This window comes from Chitinophaga varians (genome assembly GCF_014529945.1).
Taxonomy (GTDB): domain Bacteria; phylum Bacteroidota; class Bacteroidia; order Chitinophagales; family Chitinophagaceae; genus Chitinophaga; species Chitinophaga varians.
This window is the reverse complement of the sequence record NZ_JACVFB010000008.1, coordinates 120,880-134,455: the sequence shown is the minus strand read 5'-3', so window position 1 is coordinate 134,455 and position 13,576 is coordinate 120,880. Positions and strand designations below refer to the sequence as shown.

The 13,576-nt window shown below is 47.1% G+C and carries 18 protein-coding genes; all 18 read left to right on the top strand.

The window, feature by feature from the left end:
- The first annotated feature begins 194 nt into the window (after positions 1–194).
- Positions 195–449 (top strand): hypothetical protein, encoded by a 255-nt coding sequence (locus ICL55_RS31575; RefSeq protein ID WP_168872813.1) that lies wholly within the window; start codon positions 195–197, stop codon positions 447–449.
- Between the two features lie 3 nt (positions 450–452).
- Positions 453–863, top strand: a complete 411-nt coding sequence (locus ICL55_RS31570; RefSeq protein ID WP_188105340.1) for an N-acetylmuramoyl-L-alanine amidase — start codon at positions 453–455, stop codon at positions 861–863.
- Between the two features lie 29 nt (positions 864–892).
- Positions 893–1,306 (top strand): hypothetical protein, encoded by a 414-nt coding sequence (locus ICL55_RS31565; RefSeq protein ID WP_188105339.1) that lies wholly within the window; start codon positions 893–895, stop codon positions 1,304–1,306.
- Between the two features lie 107 nt (positions 1,307–1,413).
- On the top strand, positions 1,414–2,586 hold the full coding sequence (locus ICL55_RS31560) for a DUF2586 family protein (protein WP_188105337.1): 1,173 nt from the start codon (positions 1,414–1,416) through the stop codon (positions 2,584–2,586).
- Positions 2,587–2,618: 32 nt separating this feature from the next.
- On the top strand, positions 2,619–3,038 hold the full coding sequence (locus tag ICL55_RS31555; RefSeq protein ID WP_188105335.1) for a hypothetical protein: 420 nt from the start codon (positions 2,619–2,621) through the stop codon (positions 3,036–3,038).
- Positions 3,039–3,078: 40 nt separating this feature from the next.
- A complete protein-coding gene (locus ICL55_RS31550; RefSeq protein WP_168872818.1) occupies positions 3,079–3,390 on the top strand; it encodes a hypothetical protein in 312 nt (103 codons plus the stop codon).
- Between the two features lie 210 nt (positions 3,391–3,600).
- A complete protein-coding gene (locus ICL55_RS31545; protein ID WP_188105333.1) occupies positions 3,601–5,424 on the top strand; it encodes a tape measure protein in 1,824 nt (607 codons plus the stop codon).
- Positions 5,421–5,981 (top strand): DUF6046 domain-containing protein, encoded by a 561-nt coding sequence (locus ICL55_RS31540; protein ID WP_188105330.1) that lies wholly within the window; start codon positions 5,421–5,423, stop codon positions 5,979–5,981. Before ICL55_RS31545 ends, ICL55_RS31540 begins: the two co-directional genes overlap by 4 nt.
- Positions 5,974–7,248 carry a hypothetical protein gene (locus ICL55_RS31535; protein ID WP_188105328.1) on the top strand — a complete coding sequence of 425 codons (1,275 nt, stop codon included), beginning with the start codon at positions 5,974–5,976 and terminating at the stop codon, positions 7,246–7,248. Before ICL55_RS31540 ends, ICL55_RS31535 begins: the two co-directional genes overlap by 8 nt.
- Entirely contained in the window at positions 7,202–7,666 is a 465-nt protein-coding gene (locus ICL55_RS31530) for a hypothetical protein (RefSeq protein WP_188105326.1), read from the top strand. Before ICL55_RS31535 ends, ICL55_RS31530 begins: the two co-directional genes overlap by 47 nt.
- A gap of 4 nt (positions 7,667–7,670) precedes the next feature.
- Positions 7,671–7,895 carry a hypothetical protein gene (locus tag ICL55_RS31525; RefSeq protein WP_168872823.1) on the top strand — a complete coding sequence of 75 codons (225 nt, stop codon included), beginning with the start codon at positions 7,671–7,673 and terminating at the stop codon, positions 7,893–7,895.
- Positions 7,892–8,185, top strand: a complete 294-nt coding sequence (locus ICL55_RS31520) for a hypothetical protein (protein WP_188105324.1) — start codon at positions 7,892–7,894, stop codon at positions 8,183–8,185. The genes ICL55_RS31525 and ICL55_RS31520 overlap by 4 nt, the downstream gene beginning before the upstream one ends.
- Positions 8,172–8,468, top strand: a complete 297-nt coding sequence (locus tag ICL55_RS31515) for a hypothetical protein (protein WP_188105322.1) — start codon at positions 8,172–8,174, stop codon at positions 8,466–8,468. Before ICL55_RS31520 ends, ICL55_RS31515 begins: the two co-directional genes overlap by 14 nt.
- Before the next feature lie 41 nt (positions 8,469–8,509).
- A complete protein-coding gene (locus ICL55_RS31510; protein ID WP_188105320.1) occupies positions 8,510–9,355 on the top strand; it encodes a nucleotidyltransferase in 846 nt (281 codons plus the stop codon).
- Positions 9,352–9,837 carry a hypothetical protein gene (locus ICL55_RS31505; protein WP_188105318.1) on the top strand — a complete coding sequence of 162 codons (486 nt, stop codon included), beginning with the start codon at positions 9,352–9,354 and terminating at the stop codon, positions 9,835–9,837. Before ICL55_RS31510 ends, ICL55_RS31505 begins: the two co-directional genes overlap by 4 nt.
- On the top strand, positions 9,834–10,697 hold the full coding sequence (locus ICL55_RS31500) for a hypothetical protein (protein ID WP_188105316.1): 864 nt from the start codon (positions 9,834–9,836) through the stop codon (positions 10,695–10,697). The genes ICL55_RS31505 and ICL55_RS31500 overlap by 4 nt, the downstream gene beginning before the upstream one ends.
- A gap of 11 nt (positions 10,698–10,708) precedes the next feature.
- On the top strand, positions 10,709–11,164 hold the full coding sequence (locus tag ICL55_RS31495; protein ID WP_188105314.1) for a hypothetical protein: 456 nt from the start codon (positions 10,709–10,711) through the stop codon (positions 11,162–11,164).
- Positions 11,165–11,187: 23 nt separating this feature from the next.
- Positions 11,188–13,575 (top strand): glycoside hydrolase family 16 protein, encoded by a 2,388-nt coding sequence (locus ICL55_RS31490; RefSeq protein WP_188105312.1) that lies wholly within the window; start codon positions 11,188–11,190, stop codon positions 13,573–13,575.
- The last annotated feature ends 1 nt before the right edge of the window (position 13,576 follow it).

The window sequence follows — 13,576 nt, the reverse complement described above, 5'->3', positions numbered from 1 at the left end:
GTCAATGATTATACAATGATTGTTTAATCATTGTTTCCCGATTTTTTAAGTGCCCGGATAGGTTGTTTCTTTGTATTGTTAATCACCTGTAACGATAACAGGCACCCCAAAAAAGAACCGGACATAGTACATAAGGTGTAAACAAAAAATGGGGACATGATGACGAATGTGAAACTGATAATAGTGAGCACCGTATGGAACTACTGAATATATTATTACAAATTGATCCTGCCGGGAATATCTGGCAGCGGCTCGGCGATCAGGCCTTTTCGATATTAGTGCTGGTGGTAATCGCCAGGATATTATGGAAACGCCAGATCAAACTGGAAGATCGTCTTACACAATATCTGGATGAAGACAGAGATAAGATGATGGGCGTTATTGACAACAACACCAAGGTGATGGAGCGGCTGGAAGAAGTACTCGACAGTAATCACCCCAAAATGTGAGCGATGAGACGCATTGATTTTATTGTCATCCATTGTACGGCCACCCCGCAGGATACTAAGCCAGCTGCCATTCAGCAGTACTGGAAACAACAATTAAAATGGAAAAGTCCCGGCTATCATTATCTGATAGACAAGTTCGGCGCTTCCATTCAGTTAGCAACGGAGGACCGTATATGCAACGGTGTTGCCGGGCATAATGCCTACAGCATTCACGTTAGCTATATCGGTGGCGTAGACGCAGCAAACAAACCGTTGGATAACCGGACAGACGCACAGCGTAAAACCATGAGAGAACTTGTATCCCGTTTAAAGCAACAATACCCCGAAGCGCGGGTGCAGGGACACCGGGACTTTCCATTTGTTAAAAAAGCATGCCCCAGTTTCGATGCACGCAGAGAATTCGAAGATTTATAAACCCTATACCTATGTCTTTTTGTAAAAAAATGAGATTGAAAATCAAATGGGCTTTACAGCAGTTTGATGAGCATATAGACGAATATGCGACAGAGGCGCTGCGCATCACAAAAGCTGTGAAGCGTGCACTGGAAAGCCCATTGGCAGATGTCCTGGAGACCATCATCCCCGGAGATACGGATACCCTGCTGAAGAATAAAATATTGCAGGCGCTGGAAACAGGTATTCATACCCTCAGCATTGTACAAACCTGCCAGCAGCAACCTACGGTAGAGGAGAAGCTGATTTGTTTTGTAACAGAGCTCAGAAAAACATCTCCGGCCTTACAGGAAGCGATATTGCAAAAGCTGCAAAGCATAGTGTTACGTGAGCTGGATGGCAATACCAAAAAACAACACCTGTACGATCTGTTCAGCCAGGCTAAATACAGCAGCGTCAAATAACAATTTCAACATCCATAAATAACTGCATCCTGCCAGCAAAAAAACACCAAAGGAGGTGATTGGACAAGTGCGGATGTAAACAAGTACAATGATTAAAATAGACTAAAATGGGATTACCAAAAGTAGAAGTTAAATTAGGAAATGGCAACCTCGGTAGAAGTGTTGCAACTGCTGATGGTGTAGCAGGACTGGTACTGACCGGTGTAGCCGCCACCGGCCTTCCGTTAGGCACGCCAAAAGTTATCTTCAGTTTAAACGACGCGGAGAACCTGGGCATCACCAGCGCCGGTACCAACGCCAGCGCATACCGCCACATTAAAGAGTTTTATGACCTGGCAGGTGAAGGCGCAGAGCTGTACATTATGCTGGTGGCCGATACGGTGACGCTCACCCAAATGGCCGATCTGGCAGACGCCAACAGCGCTAAAAAACTGCTGGACGCCGCACAGGGCCGTATCAGATTACTGGGCCTCACCAGAAAACCGGCTGCCGGCTACACACCGGTATTGACCGACGGTATCGATAAAGACGTACTGGACGCCACTACCAAAGCACAGCAACTGGCACTGGCATTCGCCGCCCAGTACAAACCCGTTCGCATCCTGATTGAAGGCCGGGCAGTAGATACGGAAAATATCGCCCAGTTAAAAGATCTCCGCACTCTTTCCGCCAATCATGTAGGCATCGTGATCGGTAGTACTGTGAACGATGCAAGTGCCTCTGTAGGCCTGGCATTGGGCCGTGCTGCGGTGATTCCTGTACAGCGCAACCTGGGCCGCGTAAAAGATGGCGCTTTACCCGTACTGGAAGCTTTCGTGAACACCAAAAAAGTAGAAGATTTTACTGCTGCTGATCAGGTGCATGACAAAGGATATATTTTCCTGCGCGCATTTGTTGGCCGCTCTGGTTATTACTTCAATGATGACGCTACCTGCGCTCCTGCAACGGACGACTATAGCCAGCTGGCACTGGGCCGTGTGATCGACAAAGTGACCCTGCTCTGCTATCAGACGTATCTCGAAGAACTGAACGATGAAATAAAAGTAGATGCACAAGGCAGAATCAGCGTGCCGGTGATCAAGTACCTGCAGGGTAAAATCGAAAACGCTGTCAACACTGCGATGGCAGAAGAAATCAGCTCCTTTAGCGCCTATATCAATGCTGACCAGAACGTTATCAGCACGGGTAAAATCACGATCGCTGCATCTGTTGTTCCGGTAGGATATACCAAACAGATTGAAGTGTTGCTGGGCTTTGAAAATCCTGCGCTGAACAAATAAATCTGATTGTATAATATTTAAAAGTCTAAAATATGTTTGATAGTAAAGAATGTACCTGGGCCAATATGAAAGTGGTGGTAATGGGACAGGAGTTAACCGGTATCAGGGGCATTAAATACAAATTGTCGCAGGAAAAAGAACACCTGCATGGCGCTGGCGACGAGCCCATTGGCATCCAGCGTGGCAAACGCACCTACGAAGGGGAGATCAAATTGCTGAAGTTTCAGTTCGACCGGCTGGTGGACATCGTTCGCCTGGCCCAGGGAAGAGATCTGCTCGATTTCAGTGGCGACATCGTAGTGGCTTATGTGAAAGAAGATGGTTCCCTGCCACGTACCGATCTGATTAAAGGTTTCCAGTTTAAAGAATTTGAGAAAGGCTGGGAACAGGGTGCCAAATTCATGGAGATCACCCTGCCTATTATTTTCATGGGCCTGCAGCAGAATATCTAATCATCCATTTTGAGTATTCATCATTATCAATATTAAAATCATGACAATAGAAAAAGCAGTAAAGATCACAAATGAGCACATTCAGGCCTGGAAAGAAAAGTATAAAGATGTCTTCAAACTGACTGCTGCTGATGGTAAGGTCGGGTATTGCAGAAAGCCCAACAGGGACGAAGTGAGCTATGCGATGACACTGATTTCAGGTGATCCGCTGGCATACCACGAAACAATTTTGAAAGCCACCTGGTTGGGCGGTGATGAAGCGATAGTGGAAGACAAGTCCTATCTCTACGGTTTGGGCGCACAGCTGGACAAGCTGCTGGATGCAAAAAAAGTAGAAGTGGAAAAGCTCTAAGCGAGGCGTCCGGCGATTTTGAAAGTAATCCGCTGGGTTATATACAAACGCTGTTTGAATATTATTTGCCGCAGGTAGACACCTCGCAGCTGACAGATGCGCAATGGGCGCAGAAGTTCGCGCAACTGCATGATATAAGGCAAAAAGAGTTAAAAGGACAGTCCATCAGATAAGGGCTGATCTGAAAGTAAAGTAAAAAAGAGTAACGATATGAGCGTAGGATTTGGAGAGATGAACGAAGCTGCTATTGCTGCGTTTGGCAAGGTGTCTGATTGGCAGCGAAAGGTGATTGCCAACAATGGCACCATGAGCATGTCCATCGGGGAAATTCAGAAAAAGCTGGAGAAGATAGAAGCCTTACGCAACAGTTCCAAATCCATGACCTCAATTGTTGCACTGGATAGGGTAAAGGCTGGTTTGCAAGGCAGGATCGACAGCGTCAATACATTCAGCAGTACCATCAATGAACTGAATAAGGCTACTGCTGCCGCCAGTGAGATGGCGACGTCACCTGCCCTGTCAGGCCCTGCTGATGCGGCCGGAGAAGGGGGAAAGAAAAAAGGAAAACTGGAATTCGATTTCCCGGCCGATAAAATTATCAGTGGGGCCTCCAGCCTTCTCAAAATGGGCATGGACATCCAACAGACGGAACTGGCGTTTAAGAAGTTCACCGGAAATGCAGCAGACGCCAAGGGAATGATTGCTGACCTACAGGGCATGGGAGCCAGCACACCTTTCAGGACCAATGAACTCATTGCGAATGCGCAGGGGTTAATGGAGAATGGGGTGGCGGCCAAAAATGTGATCCCCACTTTAACAATGCTGGGGAATGTCAGTGGCGGCAACAAAGAGAAAATGGCCGAGCTGGTGAAGACCTACGGTAAAATCACAGAAACCGGTAAGCTCACTTCGGAAACGGTGAAGGAATTGACAGCGGCAGGATTTAATCCGCTGGAGCAAATCTCGGCGAAAACCGGTATTGAAGTGGAGAAGCTGGAGAAGCGCCTGAAGGCCGGAAAAATTTCAGCGGAACAACTGACCACCGTGATGGCAGGTACCGCTTCTGGTAACGGGGCCTTTGCCGACGGCATGAAAGAACAAAGCGAGTCTGCCACGTCCAGATGGGAACAGTTTAACGACATTTTGCAAACTGCCCAGACAACGATCGGATCGGCGTTATTACCTATTGCTACCGACTTTATTAACAACGCCTTGATTCCAATCGCTACCTGGTTGCAAACCGCGGCGGTATGGGTCTCTGAAAACTCCACCTGGCTGGGCGTCCTTGCTTCCATGATCGGAAGCCTGGTGATCGCCTATAAATTATGGGAGATGGGACAGGCGGCGGTGAATTTTGTTATGAGCATTAGTACTGTTGGTCTGATAGTAGGAGGTATCATTGCTTTGGTGGGGGCCGTTATTTATTGCTGGAACACTTTTGCCGGATTCAGAGGCATGATACTGGGCGTATGGGAAGGGCTAAAAGGTCTCGCCATGCTGATAGGGCATCTCGTCATCGATAGTATAATGGGAATGGCGAATGGCATAACCGGGATTATTAAGACGATCCAACTCATGCTCAAAGGTGAATGGAAGCAGGCCTGGGAAGCTGGAAAAACAGCTGTCTCCGATCTGACAGGGTTCACTGCTTTAAGAAATGCTGCTGATAATGCTGTAAAGATCGGTTCAGCCGTTAAAGATGGATTTGAAAAAGGCGCGGGCGCTCCCAAAATAAAACTGGGCAATCCGCTGGGAATTCCAAAGGTGCCGGAAGGCTTTACCGGAGCCGGCAATACGGCCAGTGGTGGAAAAGCCGATAGCCCAAAAGCGCTAAGCGGCCTGAACACGGCGAAAGATAGGGCAGAAGGTATTACCGGTGGTGGTAACAAGAATATTATCATCAACCTACAGAAATTGTTTGATAACATCAATATCAGCACCACCCAGCTGAGAGAAGGAGTGAACGACGTGGAGCAAATGGTAACAGAAGCCCTGCTTCGTGTATTAAATAGTGCAAACGCCATCAACATATGACAAGCAAGCTACTTTTAGAGAAATACTTTAAAGATGTCTGGAATTACAATCCACCACCTTTTGATATCATACATAAGCCGGGTAATCCAACGAAAGGAGGTAAGGCCTCGTCTTATTATGGAAGGGAACAGTTCGGCCGACCGTATTTTATGCCGGTAAGTCTCGGCCCCAATCCATCGGGACCGGCATTACAACTTCGTAATCCTGTTATAAAAATATCCGGCCGCAAAACAATTGTGGAAACATCCATGGTAAATAGCATCGGTACCGTAAAAGAGCTGATTAGCAGAGAAGATTACAAAATTAATATTAAAGGAATTATTGTCAGGGAAGATAATATGTTTCCTATTAATGAAATCAAGGAGCTTGATGACTACTACAAGCGAAATACGGTATTGTTTCTCAGAAGTGTGTTGACAGATCTTTTTTTGGATAAGGGGCAGGTTGTCATGACAGACCTTACCTGGCCCGAACTCGTGGGAATAGAGAACGTAAAGCCGTACGAAATAAATCTGGTTAGTGATAGTCCCTTTAAACTTTTTTTAGATAATGTTTAAACTTACCTGCAAAATACGAATAGGTCAGCACTTCTTCACGGACGTAAATGAAGTGAAAGTAAAAAGGAGTATTTATTCTTTCGTAGATACCGCCACTATACGGATCCCTACTTCTGCCGTGCTGTATAAAACGGGCGAATTGACTACCGCATCAATACTTGAACCAGGAGATAACACCAGAAGTGGAAAATCTGCTTTTTCGGAAGAGGTGATGGAAAGAGCGGCAAGAAGAGTGGCGGAGAAAACAGGATCGTTCTTTAAGGTCGGAGATGCAGTGGAGATATGGTTAGGCTATGATGATGAAAATGAACTGGAGTTTGAGGGTTTCGTAAGCAGAATAGATTTTACCACACCCTGTGTGATCGAATGCGAGGGGTATAGCTGGCAGCTACGAAACAAGGTAATTACACAGGAATTTCCGGCCTTGAAGAAACTGCAGGAATATCGTGAAAAAGATCCTACATACGAGAACCCGCCTAAAACGACCGTTAAGGACGTACTGAATTTCATCCGTCAAGGTACGGATATCGTGCTGAGTGATAAGATCCCAAATATCCCACTTGTAAAAATGAGCTTCAATGGTGAGACAGGATTGGAAGCATTGGAAAAATTGAAAAGAGAGGCTTTTGTTACCATCTATTTCAACGGGCCGGAATTATATGCCGGGTTGAAGGATTTACAGCCAGGGAAACAGGCCGTCCGTAACGAGAACAGAAAATGGACGGGGAAAAGGTTTGAACCCCTGAAATATAAGGAGATCAAAGACCCTGTGAGGTATGGTATTGGTTTGAATCTTGTCAGCAGCGAACAATTGAGATATAGGAAGGCCATTGATGCCCCCTTAAAGGTGAGAGTGATCCATTTTACCAATAGAAACGTTGCAGAAGAGGTGACAGTTGGCGAAAGGGGCGACATCAGGACGTTTTATGTACCCGATGTGGATCCGGACAAAGAGTTGAAAGGGCCGAAGGGGTCGAAAGAGTTGAAAGGTTTGAAAGAAGTGGCGCTCAAAAGACTGAAAGAGTTAAGTTATGATGGTTATGATGGGAAAGTGACAGCCTTTCTGCAACCATTTTCAGCACCAGGGTTTGCCGTATCATTAAGGGATAGAAACTATAATGACCGGGATGGTGTATATGTGCTGGATAGTACGGAGGTAACCTTTGGTACCGGTGGCGCCAGAAGGGTTTGTGGAATTGGGGATAAAATAAGTAAGAAAGATGAACAAACAACAGGCACAACTGGTACAGGGGCTAAGAAAGCTTAGTCAAACACATGCTACCATTATTCCGGCAACGGTACTTGAAGCGGATGAAAAAGCCGGCGTGGTGGACGTACAGCTGGCTACCGGACTACAAATTGCCAATGTCCGCCTGCGTTCCGTTGCGGGTGCGCATGACGGGATAGCGGCTATCCCGCCAAAAGGCTCCAGTGTTTTGATCGGCCGTATCAATGGCAGCGATGACTATGTCGTCATCAGCACCGAAAAAATTGAAAAGGTAAAATACAACGCTGATAAAAAATACATGGAGTTTGACAAAGATGGTTTGTTGGTCAGCAATGGTAACGACACCCTGAAAAAGTGCCTGGATGACCTGCTGGATGAAATCGTGAAAATCTATGCACCCATGAACAAGGCGGCGTTTGTTGCTATCAAAGATCGTTTATCCAAAATTCTAAAATAATACCATGCCACTGAATAAAAGCACATTAGCCGCAGATATTAAAAAGGTATTCAAAGATGTAAAAGATGCAGACGCTGATGAAGAACAGAGCCTGGAGATGTTTTGCAGCAAATTGGCGGAAGCGGTGGATACCTATGTGAAAACCGCGCAGATTAATTACACGGCCGGATTAACGGCGCCCCCTAATGGGGGACCGGTAACAGGCGTTTTTAACGGTCAATTATCATGAAAGATATATTATTTAATAAAGACATCGATCTGGATATCAGCAATGAAGACCTGGTCATCGGCTTTAGCACGTTGCAACATCAGGAAATGCTGCTGATCAATAACAAAGGGTCCTTTAAGGAATTTCCGACAGTAGGCATAGATGCCTTCGGTTACCTGCAGGACAACAACATTGGCGATCTGCTGCGCGAATTGGAAATGCAGTTTGTGGAAGATGGTATGTTGGTAAGATCAGTGGATATTACCGATAAAGGGGAACTAAACATAGACGCAGTATATGGAAACAGTTGATATAAAACCGCATCAGTGCCTGTTGGATATCGCCATGCAGACAAAAGGCGGGATAGATACGCTCTTCGAGTTTGCCAATACGAATGAACTCAGTATTACCGATAATCTGATACCTGGTAAATATTTACTGGTACCGGACGTGGAGGTGACTAATAAGAGAGTATTTCAATATTTAAGGGATAACAGGATCTTCCCCGCCAATGCGTTTACCGCTGAGGACGACGCGGCTATAAAAGGCGGCATCGGGTATATGGGAATACAGATTGATTTCCGGGTAAGTTAAAACCAGACGCAGAAAAAGAGCGTAACAGAACAATATTTATTATGGCAAGAACAATAACTGAAATACAGGAAGATATCATCGGCAGGGTGAAGACATCTGCTACCTTAGCGGGCCTTACCAGTACCAGTAAAACAGCCATCTGGCGCATGTGGACATATGTGGTGGCCGTTACTGTGTGGGCGGTGGAAAACCTCTTCGACCAGCACAAGAACGAAGTGACCAGCCTGATTGATGAACGCTCCCCGCATCACCTGCGGTGGTATGCCAACAAAGCTAAAGACTTTCAGTATGGCGCCGAACTGGTACAGGACGAAGACTACTACGATACCACAGGACTGACAGAAGACCAGATCAACGCCAGAAAGATTGTGACCTTCTGCGCGGTAGTGGAACAAACCAGGGGCTTGAAAATGAAGGTGGCTAAAATGAGCGGAGGCGATCTTGCCCCATTAACCCTGACAGAACTGGACGCTTTCGAGGAATATATGCAGCGCATTAAAGATGCCGGCGTCAATCCGCTGATCGTGGAAAGCCGCGATGCAGACAGCCTCAAGCTCTCACTGAAAATTTATTACAACCCGCTGGTACTGGATAAAGACGGCGTCCGCCTGGATGGCGCTGACTCCGAGCCGATACTGAATTGTATTAAAACCTACCTCAGGAACCTGCCCTTTAACGGCGTATTCGTACTGTCCTACCTGGTAGATGCTTTACAGAAAGTAGATGGTGTGGTGATCCCGCACATCGTACAGGCACAGGCCAGTTACTCTGATGTGCCGTTTACTGCCTTTGACGTGAAATACAGTCCGGATGCAGGTTACCTGAGAATAAAATCGCCGAAGGACGATCTGCATATTGAATACCTCCCTCAAAGTGTAATTATATGAGCAGGATTTACGAAATAGACTTCCCCAAACTGGTGAGATTACTCATGCCTCCCCAGTTGCGCAAGATGAGACATGTGGCATGGCTACTGGCGTTGTGCAATCCGGTGAACTACTTATATCAGCAGTTCAGACGTAACCGGGACGCCAATCTTTACCGGTTAAAAATAACGCCACAGGTAGTATACCTGGAAAGACTTTTAAACGACCGGTACGACATTTCGCTGAGAAGGATTAAAATCAGGGATGGTATGATCTACGAACCGGTTTATCTCTATCAGGAGATTGAACAGAAGCCGGTCTATCTCTGGCAGGAATCCGAAAACAAGCCGCTGTATCTGTACACCGAAGAGGAGGTGGGCAGCAACCCCGTGAGTTTTTATGTGTTCACCCCGCGTAACCTGTCTTTTGACGAAAACGAGATGAGCGCTTTAATCAATAATTACAAATTAGCTGGTAAGACTTATAAAATACAAAGAGCATGAACAGAGTAGAAGAATTAACAAACCTTGGCGGATTCCCGATGACCCAGTATACGCTTGACTTTATGCAGAAGTCTTACCGCGAATCGCTGGGAGCACTGGCCCGGCTGGTAGGTAGCGCGGTAATAGTGTCCGGAATGGAGGATAATGGTAATACTGTGGCGAATGGATGGATCAGTTATAATGGTGAACTGCTGCCGTTTATCGGTGGCGCCAAACAATCCACCTGGATTGTGGAAGAGCTGAAAGAACCCCGGAAATTTGCCGATCTGGTGGACCGTAATGTATATTTTACCAGACAGGCGCGCTTTGCTGCCGGTGGAATCGCCTACAGCAGCTTACAACGAATAGATACCCTGCTGGGATTAAAAGGCACCATCGCCTCGCTGGAAACCAGGCTGGGACAACGCATCGACAATGTCTGGAAAAGAGGGGATGTGATAGAAGTGGATTGCAGTAAAGCCTATTTACAGGCCAATTTCGATAGTTCCGGTTTAGGTATCAATGAAAGGACCGGATGGGCTATCTGTAACGGTGCAAACGGCACCAGAAACCGCGGCGGCCGATTTGCTGTAGGATACGATCCTACCCAGCTGGATTATAACGATCTGGGAAAATTGGGCGGTAAGGACTGGGTGTCCCTGACGGCAGACCAGAACGGCCCGCATAGCCACAATTATACCGCCGTACGGTATGACAATGAAACCTGGGGTGATGGTGCAGAGGAAAACAAATATGGCCCCGGATGGTTACTAAGTCAGGGCAGGCTCGGTAACAACAGCACCACGTCTGTTTCCGGATACGGCTCTCCGCACGAAAACCGTCCACCGTTTTTCGTTACCCTGTGGATTATGAAACTTTAAAGGAAATTATTATGGCCATTCAATCAAGAAATAAACTGAAATCCTGGTTTCAGACGGGTGCATATCCAACACAGGTGCAATTCTGGGAGTGGTTGGACAGTTTTTTACATAAAACGGAAGACCAGATCGGGATCGATAATATAAGCGGGTTGCGACAGCTGCTGGCAGCGAAGGCAGACCAGGAGGCGTATGCCACGCTGTATCAACTGCTCCAGGAAACTATCGCCCGCACGGCTAAAATAGTGCGCACCGATATTACCAGCCCTATGTCCGACAAAGATTTAAATACCCTGTATCCCCAGGCCGCCAAAGGTACACAGGTGATTTGCCCGCAAATTACCGGTGGTGGCGAATTGTATGAGAAGTACGACGACCAGAACGATAGCTGGTTCAGGCTCTACATGACAAAGGGAGCGAGCAACAGTCCGGGCGTAATCATGAACATGGAACTGAATAATTTCGTTTAACCGACACTGTTAAAAGTTGTAATATGAATTTTGAGCTTAAGAAAATCAATTGGATACCAGGTAAAGAAGCTACGCAGTTGCAGGTGATGACGCTGAAGGTCCGTGAAGCAAAGGCCGCTGATGAAGAGCGTAATTATACCACTATCAGCAAGGCATTAATGGTATTGCCTGATGGTACAGTGTTTAATCCGCCGGTTATCAATAACCTGAAAAGCGGGGAGACCTATGTTTTCAGACTGATCAACAATGATCCTGCCGGAGGGAAGCTGGATATGGTGTTTAATGCACCCACTGAATTTAAAACGGCAGCCATTCAGCAGAAATATTATCATAACTCAGAACTGATTTATAGTAAGCCTGGCGGCAGCTTCAGAGATGCTATGCTGCCAATGAAAATCGGCGCGTATTATTCATTGGAGTATTCCATGAATGACTGGTTCGGAAATTTTACGAACTGTAGTTCCAGTGGCAGTACGGTAAAGGTGCTGGATAGTATCGGCGTGAAAGTGGTGAAGAAAGGAGATGGTGTCATTGTGCCCATCACCCTGGCGGATATCACCAGTAACACCGGAAATAAATATTATTCCATTGGCGTGCACTTTTATGTGGCGGCGGCAGATTTGCCTGCTACCGGTGAATGGCCGCTCATTTCGGCAATGGCAAGTGGTGAAAACGGGATATATGTGTATGTAGACTGTGCAACACGTAAAATTCGGTGGAGGCACAAAAGTGCTGCAGCAACGGAAGAGATCATCAGTAGCGGGACTATTACCCCCGACAGCTGGAATAAAATACTGGTGTTTCGGGCAGTGGACCCTGCACAGTCCAAAATGTGGCTGAACTATGTGGACACATCTACCGGGCAATTCACCAATGCTTCTGCCTTTGTGGATACCGGTCTCCATAACCTGGAAATTGGCAATAAAACGGTGGATAACAGTACTGTCATGAGTGCGGTGGGCGGAGTATTCAAATATGTTTATTTCACGGACGTCATCATGGACGGGAATATAGCCGGGAAGTACCAGGATCCCCCTTATCCTGCCGGTATCCTGGAAGACTATAACAATCCCGCCAATAAATACAGGATACTCCGGAAAAATATGATCGTCCTGGACAACAATCGCATTGTATGTACCGTACCGCCCGACGCTCCGGTGGGCCGCAAGAAATTTTACATAGAAAACAGCACCGGCGTAACGACGCCGATGGACATAGAGATATTGCCCGATGCAAAGGCATTGGCCCCAATTGTGGCTGATTTTGAAAACAATCCCACGGAGGCCGGACGTACCGTCGTCAACGCATTTTACCCGATGGCAAAGGCCTGGGGCGGCGCCAACGGCGGGGTGGCCCCTGAAAATATCTATCTGCAGGATGGCCTGTTGGTGTTTGAGGCACATGGTGATTCGTACGATGGGGAGTTGCAGGGTTATAACAGAGACGGCAGTCCCAAAACCCATGACATCCCCAATGACCCGCAGTACGGTAGTCTCTGGACGACCAGAGTCGGTGCAGTGATGTCTACGAAGGAATATTGCGGCTATGGCAGCTATAGGATCACAGCGAAGTTACCGGAAAATATAGGCGTAGCACCCGCCTTCTGGACTTTCCACTACGGGGAAGTATATCCGCAGGACCCACGCTATGAACAGCTGCTGGCACAGGGTTTACACCGACAGGGAAGTTATGGCGATGGTTATTACATCGTTGAAAACAACGAAATTGATATTGAGCTGCCCAGTCATAATGCTATGTATGTTTTCGCTACCGTGGCCGAAATGCTGACGCCTAACTACAACATCGTGTGGAATGGTGAACTGGTGGCCGTTGCCAGTGATCCGGACTTTTCCAAAAACGGGACGTGGAAACTCATAAATGCCGCGAAACCCAATCTGCCGGAGAGCTGGGTGAAGGTCAATGATGAAATACAACGCCTTCATCAGCCTACCAAAACAAATATGAAGTGCAACAACTGGAAAGGTGAGCTGGGCGGCGGTAACGGCTTTACATTTGGCACCGATCCCTTCCAGGATGAATACCTGGCCATGCTGACCAGCCTGGATAAAAATGTGTGGGACGGTGAGTTCCATGAGTTCCGGTTCGACTGGTATGCCAACAAGGTCGAGTTTTTCGTGGATGGTGTAAAGGTACAGGTGAATAATCATTTTGTGCCGGATGTGCCAGGCAGATGGACCGTAGGGCTGTGGTTCCCTTCCAAACCGGACCGCAATGAACCCTGGAAAGTAGACCCGCTGGGCGCATGGGCTGGCCCTGTGGCAAACTGGAGATATCAGAAGATGCAGGTAAGCCGTTTGTCTTTTGATCCGTTTACGGATGCTGTGGCCGGTGGCGCCAACCGGTTAGTAGGAGAAACCTATCCTTTTGCCGGCTTTAAACAATTTGTATAAT